Source organism: Pseudomonas sp. B34(2017), from assembly GCF_002112915.1.
Taxonomy (GTDB): domain Bacteria; phylum Pseudomonadota; class Gammaproteobacteria; order Pseudomonadales; family Pseudomonadaceae; genus Aquipseudomonas; species Aquipseudomonas pharyngis.
Genome location: NZ_NEJA01000002.1, coordinates 863,723 through 887,260, shown reverse-complemented (window position 1 = coordinate 887,260; position 23,538 = coordinate 863,723). Strand labels below are relative to the sequence as shown.

The window sequence follows — 23,538 nt, the reverse complement described above, 5'->3', positions numbered from 1 at the left end:
ATCCGCCGGCGCTTCGGGTCACAAACCCGGCGCCAGAAGATTGCCGTGTGTCTACAGACCCGGCAGTCGCAGCCGATCGGGACCACCCTGGCGCTGTCATCCCCGCGCAGGTTGTTCCTCGTCGTTGACCCTCAAATGGAAGTCGAGGTTTCAATTGGTCACGCGGTTTGCAATCGTCGATGCAATGAACGGGGCGACGTCTGTCGCCAATGATCCGGCCCACTTTCCAGTTGCCTGCGCCGACCGCGCGGCGGCGTTTTTCTCCAGCCTGTCTCCCCCCGAATTTCTCCGTGTGCCCGCGTTCAACGCGAGTCTGCACGCGCGCGCCGCGCCATCCTCCTGAATTCGAATGACCGTGCCGGCATCTGATGCCGGGGCCTGACTGGCGGGGCATTTTTGTCCCGGCCTGATCACAAAAATAAAGTAGTCATGGACGGTAGCCTCCGATGCTCGATAACACTTCCTTGCGTGGGACGAATCCCGCGCAGCCCGACGTTTGCTCCTTGAAACCGTTCGATGCAGACCTGTGCGTGCACGGCCTGTTTGAAGCGCAGGTGCGGCGCAACCCCGAGGCCATCGCCGTACGCTGGCAGCAGGAGGCGCTCAGTTATCGTGAACTGAACACCCGCGCCAACCGGTTGGCCCATCACCTGCGCAAGCTCGGGGTCGGGCCGGACGTGCCGGTCGGACTGTGTCTGGAGCGTTCGCTGGAGATGTTGGTCGGCGTACTCGCGGTGCTCAAGGCCGGCGGCGCCTATGTGCCGCTGGACCCGGCGTATCCGCAGGCGCGGCTGGCGCACATGCTGGCCGACAGCGCACCGCCGGTGGTACTGACCCACGGCCACGCGCGCGATGTTTTGCGGGCGGCGCTCCAACAGTCGGCGACCACCCCGACGCTGCTGGATCTGGCCGACGCCAGTGATTGGGCTTCGCTCCCGGCAGACAACCCCGATCCTCACACGATCGGCCTGACACCCCGGCACCTGGCTTACGTGATCTACACCTCCGGCTCCACCGGCACCCCGAAAGGCGTGATGGTCGAGCACCGCGGACTGGTTGCGGTGAGCGCTGACTGGGCGCAACTCTATGAGTTGGGCGAGCCGATCAAACACCTGCAAATGGCCGGTTTTTCCTTCGACGTGTTCAGCGCCGACCTGATCCGTGCGCTGGGTTTTGGCGGCACGCTGGTGCTCTGCCCACGGGACACTCTGATGGATCCGCCGGCTCTGTATCGGCTGATGCGCGAGTCGCAGATTGGCTTTGCCGACTTCGTGCCGGCGCTGCTCAATCCACTGTTGGCGTGGGTCGAAGAGACCGGCCACGACCTGTCGTTCCTGCGCACCGTGGTCTGCGGCTCCGACATCTGGACCGCCCACAGCGCGCGGCAATTGCGCAGGCTGTGCGGTGATCGCGTGCAGATCGTCCAGGCCTACGGCGTGACTGAAGCGAGCATCGACAGCACCTGTTTCGAGCTCACCGAAAACAGCCAGATCGACCCAGTGCTGCCCATCGGCCGGGCACTGCCCAACACCCGGATTTACCTGCTCGACGTTGACGGCGCACCGGTTGCCGAGGGTGTCGCGGGCGAGCTGTACATCGGTGGCGTCGGCGTGGCGCGCGGTTATTTGAACCTGCCGCAACTGACCGCCGAGCGTTTCATCGACAGCCCGTTCGTGGCGGGCGAGCGTCTGTATCGCACCGGCGATCTGGCGCGTTACCGGGCCGACGGCCAACTGGAATTCCTCGGCCGCAACGATTCCCAGGCCAAATTGCGCGGCCTGCGTCTGGAACTGGGGGAAATCGAAACCCGGTTGGCGGACATTCCGGGCGTGCGCGAATGCGTGGTGTTGCTGCGCCAGGACAGTCCCGGTGAACCGCGATTGGTCGCCTACTACTGCGAAAAACCAGACTCAACGCTGAGCCCGCGCTCACTGCGCGAACAACTGCAAATCAGCCTGCCGGACTACATGGTGCCAACCGCCTTCGTGCGTCTCGATGCACTGCCGCTGACCGCCAACGGCAAGGTCGATCGGCCAAATCTGCCGGCGCCGGACGTTGAGGCGTTCGATCAGCAGGAGTACCAGGCACCACAAGGCCCGCTGGAAACCGCGCTCGCCGCAATCTGGGCCGACGTGCTCGGCGTCGAGCGGGTGGGGCGTCAGGATCAGTTCTTCGCCCTCGGTGGTCACTCGCTGCTGGTGATGCGCGTGCTGGCGCAGGTTCGTCATGCGCTGGGGCTGGAAGTGGCGCCTTCGACGCTGTTTGCCGCACCGGTTCTGGCGGCGTTCGCCGAACGGCTGCAAGCCAGTCAGGCCGCGGCTCGCCCGGCCATCACAGCCCTTGAACGCACGGGCGCGCAAACGTTGTCGTCTGCTCAGCAGCGCCTGTGGTTTCTGGCACAGATGGAGGGGGGCAATGCGGCGTATCACATGCCGCTGAACCTGCGTTTGCGCGGTTCGCTGAACGTGCCGGCACTGGAACGCAGCTTCAATCAACTGGTGGCGCGCCATGCGGCGTTACGCACGACGTTCATCGCCGTTGAAGGGGAAGGGCGGCAATGGGTTGCGCCGCCTGCGCACAGTGTCCGGCTGACGGTGACTGACGTGCAGGGGCTCGATGCGCAAGAACGCCTGAGCCGCTTGATCGACGAGGAAGGCGCCAGACCCTTCGACCTGAGCCGGGGCCCGCTGATGCGGGTCAGCCTGCTGCGGCTGGCGGCGGATGACCATGTGTTGCTGCTGACCCAGCATCACATCATTTCTGACGGCTGGTCGATGGGTGTGCTCACCCGCGAGCTCGGTCAGCTGTACGCAGCGGCGTTGCAGGATCGCGACGATCCGCTGCCGCCCTTGCCGGTGCAGTACGTGGATTACGCGGTGTGGCAAAAGCAATGGCTGTCCGGCGACGTGCTGGAGCAGCAAAGCCGCTACTGGCGCGAAACCCTCAGCGGCGCGCCGGTGCTGCTGGAGTTGCCGACCGATCACAAGCGCCCGCCCGTGCAGGATTACCTCGGCGGCTTTGTTCCGCTGGTCTTCGATGCCGCCCTGACCGCACGCCTGAAAGCATTGGGCATGCAGCAAGGCACCACGCTGTTCATGAATCTGCTGGCCGGTTTTTCGCTGCTGCTGTTGCGCCTGTCGGGGCAGGGCGATGTGGTGATCGGCGTACCATCGGCCAACCGTCCGCAGCAGGAACTGGAAGGGCTGATCGGTTTCTTCGTCAACACCCTCGCGCTGCGCATGACCCAATCGGGTACGCCGTCGGTGGCGCAATGGCTGCAACAGGCACGGCGAGTGGCGCTGGAGGCTCAGGAACATCAGGATCTGCCGTTCGAGCAAGTGGTGGAATTGCTCAACCCGCCGCGCAGTCTGGCCCACAGTCCGCTGTTCCAGGTGCTGTTTGCCTGGGAACAGGATCAGGATTCCGACCTGCTGCTGACCGGGCTCGACGTTACGCCGGTCGAGAGCAGCCATCACGTGGCCAAGTTCGATCTGCAACTGGCGCTCCATGAGCGCGACGGGCAGATCGTCGGCGGTCTGGAATATGCCTCGGGCCTGTTCGAGCGCGGCACCGTCGAGCAGTTCGGCGAGTATCTGCGCCGGGTGCTGACGCAGATGGTCGAGGACAGCGAGCAGTCGCTGGCCGCGATCAAGCTGCTGAACGCCGAGCAGCACCAGCAAATCGTTCATGACTGGAACCGCACCGCGTGGGATACCGTGTCGTTGCCCGGTTGCGTGGCGCGTTTTGAAACCCTTGCCCGGCAGGCGCCCGACGCCGTGGCGCTGCTCGCCGACCGTGAGCAAATGAGTTACGGCGAACTGAATCGCGCGGCCAACCGCCTAGCGCATTACCTGATCGAACAAGGTGTCGGCCCCGAACATCGCGTCGGCCTGTGCCTGGAACGCTCGCCGCACATGGTCATCGGCCTGCTGGCGATCCTCAAGGCCGGTGCGGCGTACGTGCCGTTTGACCCGGCTTACCCGAGCGAGCGTCTGGCATTCATGTTCAGCGATGCGGCGCCGACCCTGCTGCTGACCCAGTCGAGCCTGATGACCGGGCTGCCGGCCAACGAGGCGAAAGTCTGCTGCCTGGACACAGACGCAGCGCAATGGGCACAACACCCGACGGATGATCCGCAAGTCACGGTGAGCCCGGAAAACCTCGGCTACGTGCTCTACACCTCCGGCTCCACCGGACGCCCGAAAGGCGTGGCCCACAGCCGTCGTGCGCTGGACAACCTGATTGGCTGGCAGCTCGATCAAGCCACGGCACCGCAGCGCGTCCTGCAATTCGCCTCGCTGAACTTCGACGTCTCCTTCCAGGAAATCTGCAGCACGCTGTGTCAGGGCGGCAGCCTGTTGCTGATGACCGAAGACAGCCGCAAGGACCTCGCCGCGCTGCGCCCGACTCTGGTGGCCGAAGGCGTGCAGCGGGCGTTCCTGCCGTTCGCCGTGTTGCAGCAACTCGCCGGCCTGACCGAGGCCGATGCACCGATGCCGCTTGGTGGGTGCGAAATCATCACCGCCGGTGAAGCCCTGCAAATCAACGACGAGCTGCGCGGTTTTGTCCGTGGGCTCGGTGGCGCGCAGTTGCACAACCAGTACGGGCCGACCGAAACCCATGTGGTCAGCCAGTTCAGCCTTGACTGCAACGAGGCCGAGTTCTGGCCGGACGCGCCGCCCATTGGCCGTCCCATCGCCAACGCGCGGCTGTACGTGCTGGACGAGCACTTGAATCCGGTCCCGGTCGGTGTGGCGGGCGAGTTGTACATCGCTGGCGCCTGCCTGGCCCGAGGGTATCTGAACCGTCCGGACCTGACCGCCGAACGTTTCCTGCCGGATCCGTTCAGCGCCGAGCCGGGCGCACGGATGTACCGCAGCGGCGACCTCGCGAAATTCCAGGCCGATGGCAACGTGCAGTACCTGGGACGCATCGACCAACAGGTGAAATTGCGCGGCTTCCGCATCGAACTCGGCGAGATCGACAGCCTGTTGCATCAACAACCCGGTGTGCAGGAAGCCGCCGTGTTGCTGCGCGAAGACGTGGTCGGGGACAAGCGTCTGGTGGCCTATGTGGTCGGCACCGCGACCCCTGAATGCCTGCGTGCCGAACTGCAACGCCAGTTGCCCGAACACATGATCCCGAGTGCCTGGGTTCGCCTGTCGCAATTGCCGCTGACCCGCAACGGCAAGCTCGACCGCCAGGCGCTGCCGGCACCGGAACGCAGCGCCGGGGCGACCTACGAGGCGCCGCGCAATGACACCGAACGGCAAATGGCCGAGATCTGGGCCGAAGTGCTCAAGTGCGAGCGGGTCGGGATCCACGACAACTTCTTCGACCTCGGCGGCCACTCGCTGCTGGCGACGCGGATGATCTACGCGATCAACCAGCGCATGGGCGCGCAACTGTCCCTGAGCAGTCTGTTCCAGACCCCGGTGTTGCTGGATCTGGCGGCGCAGGTGTCGCGTGAAGAGCAAAGCGTTGAACCGGCATTCCTCCAGATCGAGCCGGATCGCAGTAATCGGCATGAACCATTCCCTCTGACCGATATCCAGCAAGCCTACTGGTTCGGTCGTGAGGCCACGGTCAGCCTCGGCGGCGTCAGTGCCCACGGTTACGAAGAACTGCGCATTCCCGAGTTCGACGCCGAGCGTTTCGAACAAGCCTTGAACCGCATGATCCTGCGCCACGACATGCTGCGCGTGGTGTTCCTCAGCGACGGCACGCAACAGGTGCTGGCGCAGGTGCCGACCTATCGCATGCCGCGCAGCGATCTGCGCGGGTTGCCCGCCGATGTGGCGCAGCGCACGCTGGAAGCGACCCGCGAACGTCAGTCCCATCAGGTGCTGGACGCCAGTCGCTGGCCGCTGTTCGAGTTCAGCCTGTCGTTACTCGATGACGGCATCACCCATTTGCACATCAGCCTCGACGCGCTGATCGTCGACGCCGCGAGCACGCAGATTCTCGCCCGCGAACTCATGGCGTTCTACGTCGATCCGAACCTGGAGCTGGCGGAACCGGGCCTGACCTTCCGCGACTATGTGCTGGCCGAACAGCAGCTGCGTAATGGCCGCCGCTACGAGCAGGCGCTGGGCTACTGGCGTGAGCGGGTGACCACGTTGGCCCCGGCGCCGGACCTGCCGCTGGTACGCCAGCCGGAAAGCATCGCCAACCCGCACTTCACCCGCCGCGACCGCGACATGTCGGCGGCGCAGTGGACGCAGCTCAAAGCCGTGGCCAAACAGTTTGCCGTGACGCCATCGGTGATGCTGCTGACCGCGTTCAGCGAAGTGCTGGCGCTGTGGAGCCGCACCCCACGTTTCACCCTGAGCCTGCCGCTGTTCAACCGCATGCCGCTGCACAGCGATGTCGACGAAATCATTGGCGACTTCACCTCGCTGGTGCTGCTGGAAGTCGGTATCGACGGTTCGCAGAGCTTCACCGACAAGGCCCGCGCGGTGCAGGCGCAACTGTGGCGCGACATCGACCATTCGGTGGTCAGCGGCGTGCGGGTACTGCGCGAATTGTCCCAGGCCCGGGGCGTGCAGCAGACGGCGATGCCGATCGTGTTCAACAGCACGCTCTCGGAAGCGGCGCCGGAACTGGCCGAATTCAACCTCGCCGACGCGTTGAACGCGCGGCACATGCACAGCATCACCCAGACCCCGCAAGTGTGGCTCGACCACACGTTGCTGGAGCTGGAAGGGCGGCTGCTGTTCAACTGGGACAGCATCGACGAACTGTTCCCGCAAGGCATGATCGAGCAGATGTTCGTCGCCTATAACACCCTGCTCGACAGCCTTTGCGAGCCGGCAGCCTGGGGCGCGAATACGCCACAACTGCTGCCGCAGGCACGCTTGCCGGCACCGGTCGACCGTCAGCAAACGCTGCCATTGATGCACGAACTGTTCGAACGTCAGGCCCGCGCCACACCGGATGCCCTGGCGGTGATCGGTACGCGGCAACTGACGTACGCCCAGCTTCGCTTTGAGGCCCGGCAACTCGGCGCCCGACTGCAAGCGCAGGGTGTCCTGCCGAACCGCTTGGTGGCGGTGGTGATGGAGCGCGGTTGGGAGCAAGTGGTCGCAACGCTGGCGATTCTGTATGCCGGCGGCGCTTACCTGCCGATCGAACCGACTCAGCCGGCGGAACGGCTGCGGCATATTCTGGAACGGGCGGAGGCGAGTCTGGCCCTGACCCAACCGGCGCTGCTCGACAAAATCGAATGGCCGGCGCAGGTGACGGCCATCGCGGTGGCCGATGAAATCTCGAACGATGAACTGCCACTGCAACCGGTGCAGGTGAACGAAAGCGACCTCGCCTACGTGATCTACACCTCCGGCTCCACCGGTCAGCCGAAAGGCGTGGTGATCGACCATCGCGGCGCGGTCAACACCTTGCTCGACATCAACCGGCGCTTTGCCGTCGGCCCGACTGACCGCGTATTGGCGATCTCGTCGCTGAGCTTCGACCTGTCGGTCTATGACTTCTTCGGCACCCTCGCCGTGGGCGCGGCGGTGGTCATCCTCGAACCGCAACTGTCACTCGATCCGGTGCACTGGCTGGCGTTGATCGAACGTCATCGGGTCAGCCTGTGGAACTCGGTGCCGGCGCTGCTCGGCATGCTGGTCGAGTACGTAGAGGGCGAGGGCGGCACGTTGCCCGCCAGCCTGCGGGTGGCGATGCTGTCCGGTGACTGGATTCCCCTTACCTTGCCCGCGCGGGCCTGGGCTTTGCAGCCGGAGTTGCAGTTGATCAGCCTGGGCGGCGCCACCGAAGCGTCGATCTGGTCGATCTATTATCCGGTGAAGCACGTCGACCCGACTTGGCGCAGCATCCCCTACGGCAAGGCCCTCGATCATCAGCGTTTCTACGTGCTGGACGAAGCATTGCAGGTTCGCCCAACTTGGGTCGCGGGTCAGCTGTACATCGGCGGCATCGGTCTGGCCAAAGGTTACTGGCGCGATGAAAAACTCAGCGCGGGCAGTTTCTTCGATCATCCACTGACCGGCGAACGGCTGTATCGCACGGGCGACCTGGGACGCTTGCTGCCGGACGGCAACATCGAATTCCTCGGTCGCGAAGACAATCAGGTCAAGGTCCAGGGCTATCGCATCGAGCTGGGCGAGATCGAAGCCGCGCTCAATCGCCATCCCGGCGTGCAGAGCGCGGTGGTGCGGATTCTCGGCAGCACGCTGGGCGAGAAGCGTCTGGCGGGTTACGTGCTCAAGGCCGATCCGGCGTTGCAGGCCAGCGATTTCAGCGCGTACCTGAGCGACAAGCTGCCGGCCTACATGATTCCGCCGTCGTTCACCTTTGTTGAAGCCTGGCCGTTGTCGTCCAACGGCAAGGTCGACAAGAAACGCCTGCCGGAACCGGAGCAGATCGAGGAACAAGGGCCGGCGCTCGAAGTCGAGGGCCCGCAGGAGCAACGGCTGGTGGAAATCGTGCAGGACGTGCTCAAGCGCGATTCCATTGCCGCCAACGCCAATCTGCTGAACCTCGGCGCAACGTCGATCGATATCGTCAGGATCAGCAACGCCTTGTCCGGCGCCTTGCAGTTCCGCCCGCACGTGGCGCAATTGCTGGCCCAACCGACGCTGCTGCATCTGCTTGGCATGTACCGCCAGAACCGGGCGCGGCAGGATCTGCTCGGCAACGTGCAGCAGGCCTCGGAGCCCGTGCAGGACATCATCGAAGATCCCCAGCAGCGGGCGCAGTTCAAGGCCGAACAGCGTGGACGCCGCGACTTCGCTCAAGCCTTGCCGGCAGTGGCACTGGATCTGCCGCAAGACCCGGCCTTCGCCCGGCGTTTGAGCGATTACCGCTCGGTGCGTCAATACGATCTTCAACCGATCGCCACCCAGGCCTTTGCCCATGTGTTGGCGGCACTGGCCCAGGGGCAACTCGACGGCGAGGTGAAATACCAGTTCCCGTCGGCGGGCGGGCTGTACCCGATTCAGGCGTACCTCTACGTCAAGCCGGATCGCGTGCTTGGCGTGCCCGGTGGCGCGTATTACTACGATCCCCGCCAGCATCGTCTGCTGGCGCTCCAGAGCGGAGCGCTCGACCCGGACACCTACGACTATTTCGTCAACCGTCCGGTGTATGAGAACGCCGCGTTCTCGCTGTTTTTCATCGCCGACATGGCGGCGATTCGCCCGCTGTATGGCGAGCGCAGCCGCGACTTCTGCCACATCGAAAGCGGCGCCATGGCCCAGTTGCTGAGCATGACTGCCGTCGAGCACGGTCTGGGCCTTTGCGGTATCGGCTCGGTCGAGGAGCAGCAACTGACGACGCTGTTCGATCTCGGGCCGAGCCATGAATTGATCTACTCGATGATCGGCGGCCTGCGCACGGCCGATGAACAACACCGCGCGCCAGTCGAGGTGTTTGCCAGCGAGCCTGTGACCGCCAGCCTGGACGATGAAGACATGGAGGAGTTCGAAGTATGAATGCCGATCAATTGCTGGCGTTGTTCGCTCGCCATGGTGTGGTGCTCGAAGTGGACGGTGACAGGCTGCGCTGCAAGGCGCCGCGCGGTTTTCTCACCGAAGAACTGACCCTGGCGCTCAAACGTCACAAACAGGAACTGATCGCCTTGCTCGGCGGGCACGATGACGCGGCGATTCCCCGCCGATCCGGCACGCACACGTCCTGGCCGTTGTCCTTCTCGCAGCGGCAACTGTGGTTTCTCGATCAACTGGAACCCGGCAACCCGTTCTACAACGTGCCGACGGCGGTAACGCTGAAAGGGCAGTTGGACGTCGCGCAGCTGGAGCGGGCGCTCAACCAACTGGTGGCCCGCCACGAAATCCTGCGCACGACGTTTCGCAGCGTCGACGGCGAACCGCGTCAGGTGGTGCATCCGTCGATGCCGCTGTCGTTGTCGGTGACGGATCTGCGCCAATTGCCTGCCGAAGAGCGCGAGCAGCACGTGCGATCCGCCGTCGAGCAGGACGCCCGGGCGCCATTCGATCTGGCCAGCGGGCCGTTGCTGCGGGCGTCGTTACTGCGCGTGGCCGACGATGAATACCTGTGGCTGTACAGCGTGCATCACATCATCGCCGACGGCTGGTCGATGGGCGTGATCCTGCACGAAGTCGCCACGCTGTACGGCGATTATCTGCGTGGTGAAACCCCGACGCTTGCGCCGTTGCCGGTGCAATACGCCGACTACGCCTGCTGGCAGCAACAGCGAGTGGGCGGCGCCGCGCTGGACGCACAGCTCGATTACTGGCGGCGCACCCTGGACGACGCGCCGCTGGTATCGACGTTGCCCGCCGACCGGCCGCGCCCGTTGGTGCAGCGCTATGTCGGGGCCACGTTCAGTTCCTCCGTCGATGGCGGCACCTTGCGCGAACTCACGGCGCTGGCCCGGCAGACTCAGGGCACGCTGTTCAACGTGCTGCTGGGCGCATTGGCGGTGCTGCTGTGGCGCCACAGCGGTCAGCAGGATCTGTGCATCGGCACACCGTTCGCCAACCGCAATCGCCCGGAAGTCGAGCCGCTGATCGGCCATTTCGTCAACACGCTGGTGCTGCGTCAGCGCCTGAATCCACAGCAGACCTTCGCCGAACTGCTGCGCGAGGTGCGTGGCCAGATGCTCGACGTCCACGCCCATCAGGACGTGCCGTTCGACCGCGTGGTCGAAGCCGTCAACCCGCCGCGCGATCCCGGTCATTCGCCGTTGTTCCAGGTGATGCTGGTGTTGCAGAACACACCGGGCAACGCGGTGCAGATGCCCGGCCTGGAACTCGCGCCGTACGGCACCAGCAGCGCCACGGCCAAGTTCGATCTGGCGTTCGAATGGGTCGAGCGGGCAGGGCGGCTGGACTTGCTGGTGGAATACAACACCGACCTCTACGACATCGCGACCATCCAACGCCTGAGCGGGCACTACCGACATCTGCTCGAACAGATCGCCGCCGACGCCAAGCAACCGATCAATGCCTTGCCATTGATGAACGAAGCGGAGCGTCAGCAGGTGCTGGTGGACTTCAACCGCGCCGCGCCACTCACGCAAACGGCGCCCTGCGTGCATCAACTGGTTGAAGCGCAGGCCGCGAGCAACCCTCAGGCCTGCGCAGTGGTCTTCGAGGGCGAATCCCTGAGCTACGCCGAACTCAATGCCCGGGCCAATCGGCTGGCGCGGCACTTGCGCACCTTGGGCGTCGGCCCTGATGTGCGCGTGGCGGTGTGCATCGAGCGTTCGCTGGAGTTGCCGGTGGCGCTGCTGGCGGTGCTCAAGGCCGGTGGCGCTTACGTGCCGCTGGATCCGGATTATCCGTTGGGTCGTCTGAGTCATATGCTCGGCGACAGCACGCCGGCGGTGCTGCTGACCCTTGGTTCGGCGCACGGGATTTTGCGCCAAGCCGTGCAAGGCTCGACCTGGGAAGCGCCGATCCTCGACCTCGAACAAGATGCCGCGAGCTGGGCGTCGTTGCCGGCGGACAATCTTGATCCGCGCCATGTCGGCGTCACCCCGGACCATCTCGCCTACGTGATCTACACCTCCGGCACCACCGGGTTGCCCAAGGGCGCGATGGTCGCCCACCGTGGCTTGAGCAATCTGCTGCTGTGGTGTTTGCAGGTCTGCGGCGAAGCAGGGGCGATGCTGCACAAGATCCCGTTCGGTTTCGATGCTTCGGCCTGGGAGACCTTCTGGCCGTTGGCAACCGGCGGGCGATTGGTTATTGCGCGACCCGGCGGGCATTACGAACCAGCCTATCTGGCGCGCGAGGTGCGCGAACGGAAGGTCACGGCGCTGGTGTTCGTGCCGGCGATGTTGCAGCTGTTTCTGGAAGTCGACGAGGTCAGCCAGTGTGTGTCGCTGACCGATGTGTTCAGCGGCGGCGGTGAACTGCCGCCAGCCCTGGCGCGGCGCTTTCAGGAACGTCTGCCCCATGCGCGGCTGCACAACGTCTACGGTCCGACCGAAACCACGGTGATCAATAGCATCTGGACCCTGGAGCCCGGCGCCGAGGTGCCGGCCCGGCAACTGCCGATCGGCCGGCCGATTGCCAACAACCGCTTTTATGTTCTTGATGACCGCGACCAGCCGGTGCCGGTGGGCGTGACCGGGCATCTGCACATTGGCGGCGTTGGCGTGGCCCGGGGTTATCTGGGGCTGGCGCAGCTCAGTGCCGAGCGCTTTATCGACAATCCTTTCGTCGTGGGGGATCGGCTCTATCGCAGCGGCGATCTGGCGCGTTATCGCCCGGACGGTCAGCTGGAATTTCTGGGTCGCAACGACTTTCAGGTCAAGTTGCGCGGCGTGCGCCTGGAGCTGGGCGAGATCGAAGCCCGGCTCGAAGCGTTTCCCGGCATCCGCAGCGCCGTGGTGCTGATGGTCGGCGAAGCGGCGCAGGACCAGCGACTGGTGGCCTGCTGCGTGGTGGCCGAGACCGTGGACGAAGCAGCGGTGCACGTCCATCTGGCGACGATACTGCCCAGAGCGGTGATCCCCGGCAGCTATCTGTGGCTCGACGCGCTGCCGCTGACCGCCAATGGCAAAGTCGATCGCGCCGCGCTGACGGCAATGGCGGATGAAGAGATGGTCAACCGTCAGGTCAACCTGAGCAGCCCGCGCGATCACATCGAACTGGCGCTGTACCAGATCTGGAAAAGCCTGTTGCTGGCGCCGCAGATCGGCATTCGTGACAACTTCTTCAACGTCGGCGGCACCTCGATCGCCGCGATCAAGATGGCTCATGAAATCAGCCAGCAGTTCGCGGTCGAAGTGCCGGTGCGCGTGGTGCTCAGCTACCCGACCATCGAGGCGCTGGGCGGCTGGCTGCGGGTCGGGGCCAACCCGGCGTTGGCCCAGAGCAACCTGATCGAATTCCGTCGCGGCAGCGGCCAGCACAACGTGGTGTGCATTCACCCGGCGGGCGGTACGGCGTTCTGTTACCTGTCGCTGGCCAAGGTGCTGCCGGATGAAACCGGCGTGTACGGGGTGCAATCGCCGGGACTGAATCCGGGGGAGAGCACCGAGCCGACGGTCGAAGCGATGGCAGAGGCTTACTTGCGCCAGATCGAACCGCTGACGGAGCAACCGCTGATCCTCACCGGGCTGTCGTTCGGCGGCCTGGTGGCCTATGAAATGGCGCGGCGGTTGACGGCGGCGGGGCATCGTCAGGTGACGGTGGTGCTGCTCGACACCCAGGGCAGTGACGACCCCGGTTTCCGCGAGCAGATCGGCACCGTGGACATGGCCGAGTTTCGCGACAAACTGGTGCGTTTCAACGGCATGTACCCCGGCATCGAAGACGCGCAGGTCGAGCGCTACTTCAACATCTACAACCATAACCGCCTGGCCATGGCCGCCTATGAGTGCGCGCCGCGCGCCGGCCGCGTGGTGCTGATCCAGGCGCGGGAAGATTTCAGCCGCCATCAGTTGCATGAACTGCGCGGCTTCTGGCGTCGCCGCGCGAGCAGCGGTTATCTGGCGAAACTGGTCAGCGGCGGGCACTGGGACATGCTTGAAAGCGCGGAAATCCACCGGGTCTCGCAAATCATCCGTCAGGAGCTGCAACGCTTCGACGCGCAGGAGGCGAAATGATGAGTGCGTCCAAAGACATGCCGTTGCTAGTGCGTTTCGCCGAGCAAGTGCGGCGTAATCCGCAAGCGCCGGCGGTGATTGATCAGTCGGTCACGCTGACTTACGCGGAACTGGCCAGCGCGAGCGAACGTATCGCCCGAGGATTGCTGGCGCGCGGTGTCGAACCCGGCCAGTCGCTGGCGTTGTGCATGCCGCGTTGCTGGCAATGGTTGGCGGCGATTCTCGGCGCCCTGAAAGTCGGCGCGGTGGTGGTGCCGCTGGATCGCGCCAGCCCACGCAAACGCCGGGAACTGATGCTGGCGGATGCGGCGTGTGTCGGCCTGATTACCCTGGACGAAGAACCGCTGTGGTCGCCGTCACTGTGGCAAACCAGCGTCGAGGCCTTGCTCGATCAGCCGGACGCTCCGCCGCAAACACTGGCCGAAGACTTTGCCGAGGTGATGTTCCTGTTCTACACCTCGGGCACCACCGGCACGCCAAAAGCGGTCGAGGTTGGCGAACGCGGCCTGCTGCGGCTGGCGCACAGCGACGGCTATATCGAGATCCGCCCGACGGACCGGTTTGCCTGCCTGTCCAACCCTGCGTTCGATGCGTGCAGTTTCGAACTGTGGGCGCCGCTGCTCAACGGCGGCTGCTGCGTGATGATCGCCGACGAGGACGTGCTGGATGCGCGTCGACTGGCCGAGGTGCTGGAGCGCACCCAGGTCGACAATCTGTTCATGACCGTGTCGCTGTTCAACACGTTGATTGCCGAGTGGCCGTCGTGCTTTTCCAGCATGCGTCAGGTACTGATCGGCGGTGAGCAGATCAGCGCTGCCGCCGTGCGCGGCTGGTATCGGGCCAATCCTGAGAGCCGTTGCCGGATCTTCAACGTCTACGGCCCCACCGAATGCACCACGTTTGCCCTGTGCTGGCCGATCAGCCGCGATTTTGCCGGTGACTCGGCGCCCATTGGCCGACCGTTGCCGGATACCGGCGTGCAGGTGCTGGATGAGCAGCAACGCCCGGTGCCGGCGGGCGAGGTCGGCGAGCTGTATTTGAGTGGCAGCGGTGTCGCCCGTGGCTACCGCAACCGGCGCGAAGAAACTGCTCGCCAGTTCGTCCGTTTGCCCGACCTCGACGGTGGCGCGCAGGTGCATTACCGCACCGGCGATCTGGTGCGGCGCAATGCCGAGGGCTTGATCGAGTACCTGGGGCGGGTCGACCGGCAGGTGAAGATTCGCGGCTTCCGGATCGAACCGGGGGAGGTGGAGCAACGGATCCTGGAGCATCCGGGCGTGGCGCAGGTGTACGTCTGCACCCGGCGTCAGGCGGCTGAAGATCATCAGTTGCTGGCGTTCATCGTGCCGCGCGGGGATCTGGACTATCAGGAATTCGAAAACCATCTGCGGGCACAACTGGCGCCGTATATGCGGCCGCATCAGCTGTTCCTGCTGGAGCGCCTGCCGCTGACGGCCAATGGCAAGATCGATCGTGATGGCTTGCTGGCCCAAGGGTTGAGTCCGTGGCATCCAGTCCTGGCGGCTACGGATAACGAAAACGCTTCACCGGCCCTGGACTGGTTGCTGAGTCAGGCCCGCTCGCTGCTCGGCCAACCGGCTCTGAGCGCGCAGGACGACTGGCTGGGCAGTGGCGGCGATTCGCTCAAGGCGCTGCGCCTGCGTTCGGCGATCCGTGTCCGCTGGCAGCGCGAGATCGCCATCGATACGTTGCTCAACGAGCCTTTCTCGTCATTGGCCGCACAACTGAGCGGTGAAACGAACGGCGAGTCGATTTACCCACCCGCGCCTCCGATCAGCAGCGCCAAACGCCTGCCGGCCACCGCCGAACAGCGCCGGCTGTGGCTGTTGCAACAACGCTCGCCGACCTCGACCGCCTACAGCGTGCCGCTGATTCTGCATCTGGCGGCAGGTGTAGAAATTGCGGCACTGGCCGAGGCTTTGGGGCGTCTGGTGCAGCGTCATGCGGGGTTGCGCACGGCATTCGCGGCGGGTGCCGACGGACTGGATCAGGTAATCGCCGAGCAGGGCTCGACCTGCCGCACCTTCGCGGTCGGGCATTTCACCGAGAACAACTGGCAGGCCTTCGCCGAGCTGGTGTTCGCCGCGCCGTTCGATCTGACCACCCCGAAGCTGTTTCAGGCCTGGCTGTTGCCGTTCGCCGATGGCAGCTGCCGGCTGTTGCTGAACCTGCATCACATCATCGTCGATGGCTGGTCGGTGAACCTGTTGTTCGATGACCTGACGCAGCTTTACGCTGATGCCCTGCAAGGCCGCGATAGTCTGCAACCGGCCGCACGACTGACGACGCTGGAGTTTGGCCAGTGGCAGCGCCAGTGGAGCGTCGATCCGCATTATCGCGACCAGCGCCGCGCCCTCGCCGAATTGCATCGCCGTCAGGAAGAACCGTCGCCTGCATTGATGCCAATGCGCGAAATCAGCCCCGACGCCCGGTTGCACCGGGAACCCTTGGGCACCCTGCGCAGCGCCGCCCTCGAGCGCTTTTGCACCCAACAACGGCTGACCCGTTTCGAAGTGCTGTTCAGCGTCTTCGCTTGGAGCCTGTACGCCCTGACCGGGTGCGAGCGGCCACGGATCGCCAGCCCGGTGGCCAACCGGCCACTGGCGGAGTTCGAAGACACCGTCGGCATGTTTGCCAACACCGTGCTGATCCCCACCGCCGTTGAAAACGCATTGCCCCTGAGCGAGCAGTTACGCAAACAGACCGCCACCGTGCGTGAAGTGCTGGCGTTGCAGGACGTGGCGCTGGCGGATCTGGTGGAAGACCTGCGGCTGTCGTCGAGCCCCTCGTTGTTCGACTTCATGTTCGTGCTGGAAAACACTGACTACGCCGCACTGGCCGACTCGAACCTGCACGCCACGCTGGCATTCAACGAGCAGTTACATGCCAAGTGCCCGTTGACGTTGTTGATGGTGGGCAGCGGTTCGCAACTGGAATGCTGGTGGGAATATCAGTGCAGCTATTTCGATGCCGAACAGATGCAGGCAGTGAACGCGCTGTTCCGCCGGGGTCTGGATCTGTTGCTGGAAAACCCGGCGGCCAACTTCAACGATTTGCTCGGCCCGTATCGACGCAGCCTGCCACCCGCCAGCGAAGGTCCGCAGATTGCGCTGCCGTTCAACACACTGGCGGACGGGTTCGAGCATCAAGTGCTTTGCATGCCGGAGGCGGTCGCGCTGGTTCAAGGCCAGCAGCGCCTCAACTACAGCGAGCTGAATGCGCTGGCCGATGCTCTGGCGGCAAACCTGATCGAGCGCCATCCGTTGCCGGCCGGGAACGCGCCGTTGCATGTCGTGCTGTTCCTCGATGCCTCGGTGGAGCACATTGTCGCCTTGCTGGCGCTGGCCAAACTCAACCTGACCGCCGTGCCGCTGGACCCTGCTTACCCGGTGGCGATCCAGCGTCAGGTGCTGGAGCAGGCGCAGCCGCTTTGTGTGCTGTTCAGCGACGCGACCAAGGCTGCACTGGATGACCTGAACGCCGGACGATTCGCCACCCATCGGGTTGATCTGCGCGCCGATGCCGGAACATTCAAGCGTCCACGCCACGCCGGCGAACGGCCGCTGTACACGCTGTTCACCTCCGGATCGACCGGCACACCGAAAGGCGTGCAAGTGTCGGAACGCACCCTGTGCAACCTGCTGCAATGGCAGCGCACCGAGGGGCAGTTGCCGGCGAAAGCGGTAACGCTGCAGTTCTCGATGCTGTCGTTCGATGTGTCGTTCCAGGAGATTTTCAGCACCCTGTGCGGCGGCGGTTGTTATCACCTGATCACGCCGCGCTGGCGTCAGGATGCCGAGGCGTTGCTGGATTACATGGTCGAGGCGCGAATCGAGCGCCTGTTTCTGCCTTACGTGGCCTTGCAGCATCTGGCGCAAACCGCCATGACTCGGGGCATTTACCCGTCGGCGTTGCGCGAGGTGATCACGGCCGGCGAGCAATTGCTCTGCACCGATGCGCTGCGCAACTGGTTCGACGGCATGCCGCACGCCTCGCTGTTCAACCACTATGGCCCGACCGAAACCCACGTGGTCAGCGCCTTGCGCCTGCCGCCCGTGGCGCGGGACTGGCCATTGCGCGCGCCGATCGGCCATGCCGTCGGCAATGCGCGGTTGCTGCTGGTGGATGAGCACGACCGCCCGGTGCCGATCGGCAGTCGCGGCTATCTGTTGGTGGCCGGGCCGATGGTTGCCCGCTGTTATCTGGCCGATCCTGCCCTGAACGCCGCACGGTTTGTCGAGCTGGCAGACGGCTGTTTGTACTACCGCACCGGCGATCTGGCGTGGGCCGATGCCCGGGGCTGCCTGCATTACCTGGGGCGTGACGATCAGCAGATCAAACTCAGCGGCCATCGTCTGGAACTGGGGCAGATCGAGGCGGCGCTGATGCAGATGCCGGAAGTGGTCAACGCGGTGGTCGCGGTGCAGGCCGATCCGCCACGGCTGATTGCCTGGCTGCAACTCGATGGTCAACCTGCGACATCCGGCGAGCTGGATCGTCAGGTTGCACGGTGGCTGCCGGCCCATGTGCGAATCGATGAATACCGGCGGATCGACCTCTGGCCACGCACCCCCAGCGGCAAGATCGACCGTAAGGCCTTGCCGAATCTGGGCGAGGCGATGGAGCGGCGCAGCACGCCACAACCGGTTGTTCAACTGAGTGCACTGGAACGGCAACTCAGCGAGTTGTTCCAGGCTGTGATCGGCCGTGACATCGAGCCGGAACAGACCTTCTTCGAGGCCGGCGCCACCAGCCTCGGCCTCATGCGTTTGCATGGCCGTTACGCCGAAGAACTGCCGCACAAGGTGACGATGGCCGATCTGTTCGAACACGTCACGGTGCGGCGTCTGGCTGCGCACCTGTCGACGGCGCCGGTGGCAGCGGCGGAGCGTATACGGCAGACCGATGCAGGCCATCAGCCGATGGCGATCATCGGCATGGCGGTCAATGTGGCCGGGGCGCAGAATCTGTCCGAATTCTGGGCCATGGTGCAAGGCAATGAGCTGGGCATCGAGCACTTTGCTGCCGAAGAAGGCCTGGTCGGTGCCCGCAGCCAACTGGCGGGCATGCTCGATTTCGATCCCGAGTACTTCGGCATCAGCCGTCAGGAAGCACGGCTGATGGACCCGCAACAGCGGCATCTGCTGATGGCCTGCGTGCAGGCCCTGCAACACGCGGCCATCGTCCCGTCGGCGGATGGTCCGCGCATCGGTCTGATCGCCAGTTGCGGCGAAACCACGTACTTCCAGCAGATGCTGCGCGAAACCGCCGACGACGATCTGCCGGACGGTTTTCAACTGGCGCTGCACCACGACAAGGATTTTCTGGCGACCAAAGCCGCGTATCACCTGGACCTCAACGGCCCGGCCCTGAGCGTGCAGGCTGCGTGTGGCAGTTCGCTGATCGCCGTGCACCTGGCCAGTTCGATGCTGCGCCAGGGCGACAGCGACGTGATGCTCGCGGCCGGGGTGCTGATCGATCCGACCCTGACCGAGGGCTATCGGCATCGCTCGCAGCACATCTTTTCCGCCGACGGTCTGTGCCGTCCATTCAGCGATGACGCCAGCGGCACCCTCGGCGCCAGTGGCTACGGCGTGGTGGTGCTCAAACCGCTGGCCAAGGCGCGGGCCGATGGTGACCGGATCTATGCGTTGGTCGAAGGCTCGGCGTTGAACAACGATGGCCGGGCCAAGATGAGTTACACCGCGCCGTCGGTGGCGGGGCAGAGCGCGGTCATCCGCGATGCCTTGAACCGGGCCGGATTGACCGGTGCCGACATCGGCTACATCGAGGCCCACGGCACCGGCACCTTGCTGGGCGATCCGATCGAAGTCGCGGCGTTGACCAAGGCTTTCGGCGATGCGCCGGTCGGTCATTGCGCGCTGGCCTCGGTGAAAAGCCAGATCGGTCATTTGGGCGCGGCGGCGGGGGTGGTCGGGCTGATTCGCGCCAGTCTCGCGGTGTTCCATGGCGTGCTGCCGCCGAACCTTGGTTTTGGCCGGATTAACCCGCAGATCGACCTGGAACATTCGCCGTTCTATGTGCCGACCACGTCTCGGCCATGGCCGCAAGGGCGGCGGCGACTGGCCGGTGTCAGCAGTTTCGGGATTGGCGGGACCAACGCGCATGTCATCGTTGGTGCTGCGCCCACGGCGCAGGAAGGGCGGGAGGAAACGTCACCGTTGCTGATGATTTCGGCTCACAGCCGGGCGGAGTTGCTGCGCGATATCGCGGTGATTCGTGAATACCTGCATGCGAACCCGGAACAGCAGACTGCGTTGCTGCGGCACTTGCAGTCAGGTCGCCGGCAGTTGCGCTGGCGCTTCGCAATGGTTTGTGGGACGGGTGAGGCCATTCCATTGCAGCCGACAGCGATCAAGGAAATCACGCTCTCAAGCGCGCAGGTGATCGCCCGTGATCAATCGCCGCAGGAGCTGCTGGACGCCTGGTACGAAGGCGCGAATATCCAGTGGCCGCAGCGCTCGGCACCGCCGCCCTGGGATTTGCCGCCGTCATCGTTCGATCTTCAGTCGTATCGTTTCCAGACGCCTGTAGCTGCTGAACCTGAAGCGCCAGCCCTGGCGCGGCAACCGCTGGCGGACTGGTTCCACCAGCGCCAGTGGGTGCGCACCCGGCGATTGAGCGCGACAGCCACGACCCGATCCCGTGAGGTGCTGATCCTGTGTAGCCATGACGCGCCCGAATCGACCTTGCTGGCGAGCCTGAACACTGTCTATCGGCGCGTGATTCAAGTGCGCACCGGCAATGGCTTCAAGCGCTTGAGCGCGGACCGTTTCGAGCTTGATCCGCTGGACATCGAAGCCCTGAACCGCGTGCTCGCCGAGGTCGCAGAACCTGAACTCGGCGAACTCGACTGGCTGCATGCCTTGCCGCTGGCGGTGTCGGGCGCGGTCAACGAGCAATCGCTGGATCTGGCGCAGTGGGCCTGTCTGGACACGGTCAGTGCGCTGATGCAGGTCTGGGGGCAAACACCGCGCACGACACGGCTGCGGTTGTGGTTGATGTCATGGCAGGCATGCCCGGTGGACGGCGAGGTTCAGCGCCCCGAACTGGCAGCGCTGGCCGGCATCACTGAAGTGGTGCCGCAGGAATACCCGGTGCGTTGCCACTGGCTGGACTGGCCTTCGTCACGCCTCGAAACGCAGGCCGGCGAGTTGGCAGCGTTGCTTGCCGATCCGGTTTCATTGCCTCGGCGAATGGCGGTGCGCGATGGTTACCTGTGGCAGCCACGCTTGCTGCCTCAGCCATTGACCGGCCCAGCAACGACATCAGGGCTTCTGCCGGAAGACGGCACGTTTCTCGTGCTGGGCGGCAGCGGCGGCATCGGCCGGACCTTGTGCGAACACCTGCTGCAGGCGCCTGCACGCCGAGTGGTGCTGCTCTCGCGTCAGGGGCAACTGCCTGCGTCTCTGACGGCTTACGCTTCGCGGATCGACTGCATCAAAGCGGACATCGCCGACCTGCCGCGCTGGCCGCAGGTACTCGATCAACTGGCCGTTCGTTACGGTCGTCTGAGCGGGGTGATTCATGCGGCGGGCGTCGGTGCGGGCAGTCTGATTCGCCTCCGCAATGCCCGACAAATGGCCGAGGCCATGGCCGCCAAGACTCGCGGCATGCTGGCGGTCGAGGCGTTGATCGAACACCTGACACCGGGTTTTGTCCTGTATTGCTCGTCAATGTCGGCACTGTTCGGCGGCGCGGGGCATCTGGACTACGCGGCGGCCAGCGGGGTACTTGACGGCTTCACTCACTATTGCCCGAACCCCGCCGACACTTGCTTGCGACTGGGGATCAACTGGGACATCTGGCGCGACATCGGCATGGCCACCACCAGCAACGGTGGAGACGCCGCGCATCTGGAGCATCTGACGGTTGGCCTGTCGGCGGAAGAGGGCTGTCGGGTGTTCGATCTGGCGATGGCGACGCAGTTGCCTCAGTTGCTGATCTCCACCACCGGCATCGACACGGCGCGGCGGTTTTATCCGGTTCGCCACGGTGCCGTGGCCGCAGCGGTCGAGGCGCCGAAGGGCGTGGATCTGTCGGCGCGCCTGCGTGAGTGCCTGTGCAAGTGGCTCGGTGTGGCCGAGCTGGAAGATGACGATTCGTTGTACGACCTGGGCGCGGATTCGCTGACGCTGCTCGACCTGATCGACGAGCTGCAAGCGGCCACGGGTGAGGTATTCCAGCTGTCGCAATTCAGCCACAAGGTCAGCCTGAGCGAGGTGCTGGGGCTGGTCTCGACCGCCACGGTTGAAGAGGCGCCCCCTGCTGCACCGCACGGCTGGCACGACGCGGTGCGGATCGATCAGTGGCATGCCGGTGCCGGCCGTGATTGGCTGTACCTGATCCACCCGGTGGGTGGCGATGTTCAGGCCTATCGGGAACTGGTCTCGGCGCTGCCGGCGGAGCTGGGCGTTTGCGTGATCGCCGACCCGGCGCTGCGCCTGCCGCAGTTGCCGAACATCAGCGTGGAGGAGCGTGCACGCTGGTATCTGGCGGCGATCAAGGTCCATCTTCCGCACGGCTGCACCTGGCGTCTGGCCGGTTGGTCGTTCGGCGCATGGGTGGCGCAGGCGCTGTGTCAACAGGCCCAGGTCGACGGCTTCAGGCAGCCATTGTTGTACCTGATCGACCCACCCGCGCCGGATGCCGGGGCGCAACTGGCCGGCATCGACGAGCAGACCATCGAGCAGGTGTTCCAGCGCGAGTTCGCCCAGCGCTGGCCGGAGGTCGAAGGGCAGGGCATGGCCGAGGAACGTCAGGCGTATCTGCAACGGCTGACCGTGTGCTGCCGCAATAACATGGCCAGCATGGTCGTCTTCCGACCGCCAGAGCTGGCGACCACAGCGGTGCGGTTGTTCATCGCCGGGCACGCCAATCCTTACGGGCTGGGCAATGCCTGGAATCCGGATGACCTGCAACGCAACTGGCAGGCCTTGCTGCCGCAGTTGCGCAGTTGGCAAACCCTCGACACCGATCACTACGGCATCGTCGCGGGCCGCTGGGCGCGGTTGATGGCCGAAGTCATCGGTACGGATGAGCCGGCGCCATGAATGAACCGATCTCGATGCCGCAATGGTGGCTGGCCTTGACCAAGGTGTTGTGCGAAGCCGAGCCGAACGCGGCCTTGCGCTTGAGGCAACTGCAGGGTCAGGTGCCGTTTCAGCTGTTTCATCGCTGGCAGGCCGACGTGGTCATGCCGATGCTCGGCGAAGCCTTGCCGGAACACCGGCAGGCGCTGCTCGCGTTGCAAAGCCTGCATCAGCGGGCGGCGCTCGGCGTGCTCGGGCGTCAGGGCGAATGGCGGGCCACGCTCAAACCGGTGTTGCTGGCGCTGTATCGCAAGGCCTACGCCTATAACGCGGCGTATGCCAAGGCTCACGCCAGTGCGCTGGCCTACGGCCTCGCACCGGCCAACATCGCCATGATTGCCGAGCACTTCGGCGATGCCGAGGCGTTCGCCGAGTACTACGCGCAACTCAATACCGAGGCGGCCGCCACCGCGTTTGCCCAGGCTCATGCCAGCGCCAATGCCGAGGTGTCGGCCCGGGCTTTCGCGGACGACGATGCAGACACCTGCGCTCAGGTCTGCGGGGCGTCCGTGCGGGTTTACGTCGGGGCCTGCGCTTCGAGCGACGAACAGCGGCAGGCCGCACTCAACCATCTCGCCGCCGGGCTCGACCGGAGTCTGGCCACGCTGCAATCCCGTTCAACAGGAGAACGACATGAATGACGCACACCTGCAATTCGATGTGGTGATCAACGCTCAGGGCCAGTATTCCCTGTGGCCGGCGGGCAAGCCGATGGCCAGCGGCTGGAGCGAGGCGGGGATGCGCGGCGAACGCCAAATCTGTCTGGATTACATCAACGAACACTGGATCGACATGCGCCCGCGTTCGCTGCGCGAGCAGTCATCAGCGTCGTTCCAATAA

Annotated in this window: 5 protein-coding genes; all 5 read left to right on the top strand. The window is 64.8% G+C overall.

Going from position 1 to position 23,538, the window contains the following annotated elements; translation table 11 throughout:
- Window positions 1–446: 446 nt before the first annotated feature.
- The 5 genes from CAF80_RS09375 to CAF80_RS09355 are packed head-to-tail and all read left to right on the top strand — an operon-like array spanning window position 447 to window position 23,538.
- On the top strand, window positions 447–9,455 hold the full coding sequence (locus CAF80_RS09375) for a non-ribosomal peptide synthetase (RefSeq protein ID WP_085667239.1): 9,009 nt from the start codon (window positions 447–449) through the stop codon (window positions 9,453–9,455).
- On the top strand, window positions 9,452–13,564 hold the full coding sequence (locus CAF80_RS09370; protein WP_085667238.1) for a non-ribosomal peptide synthetase: 4,113 nt from the start codon (window positions 9,452–9,454) through the stop codon (window positions 13,562–13,564). Before CAF80_RS09375 ends, CAF80_RS09370 begins: the two co-directional genes overlap by 4 nt.
- Window positions 13,564–22,659 carry an amino acid adenylation domain-containing protein gene (locus CAF80_RS09365; RefSeq protein ID WP_371916407.1) on the top strand — a complete coding sequence of 3,032 codons (9,096 nt, stop codon included), beginning with the start codon at window positions 13,564–13,566 and terminating at the stop codon, window positions 22,657–22,659. The genes CAF80_RS09370 and CAF80_RS09365 overlap by 1 nt, the downstream gene beginning before the upstream one ends.
- Window positions 22,656–23,339 (top strand): hypothetical protein, encoded by a 684-nt coding sequence (locus CAF80_RS09360; RefSeq protein ID WP_081353136.1) that lies wholly within the window; start codon window positions 22,656–22,658, stop codon window positions 23,337–23,339. The genes CAF80_RS09365 and CAF80_RS09360 overlap by 4 nt, the downstream gene beginning before the upstream one ends.
- The gene (locus CAF80_RS09355) at window positions 23,332–23,538 is read left to right on the top strand and encodes an MbtH family NRPS accessory protein (RefSeq protein ID WP_074690728.1); all 207 of its coding nucleotides are present in this window, start codon (window positions 23,332–23,334) and stop codon (window positions 23,536–23,538) included. Before CAF80_RS09360 ends, CAF80_RS09355 begins: the two co-directional genes overlap by 8 nt.

Coding starts and splice junctions, on each gene's coding strand:
- CAF80_RS09375 (WP_085667239.1), top strand. CDS start 447: ATGCTCGATAACACTTCCTTGCGTGGGACGAATCCCGCGCAGCCCGAC.
- CAF80_RS09370 (WP_085667238.1), top strand. CDS start 9,452: ATGAATGCCGATCAATTGCTGGCGTTGTTCGCTCGCCATGGTGTGGTG.
- CAF80_RS09365 (WP_371916407.1), top strand. CDS start 13,564: ATGAGTGCGTCCAAAGACATGCCGTTGCTAGTGCGTTTCGCCGAGCAA.
- CAF80_RS09360 (WP_081353136.1), top strand. CDS start 22,656: ATGAATGAACCGATCTCGATGCCGCAATGGTGGCTGGCCTTGACCAAG.
- CAF80_RS09355 (WP_074690728.1), top strand. CDS start 23,332: ATGAATGACGCACACCTGCAATTCGATGTGGTGATCAACGCTCAGGGC.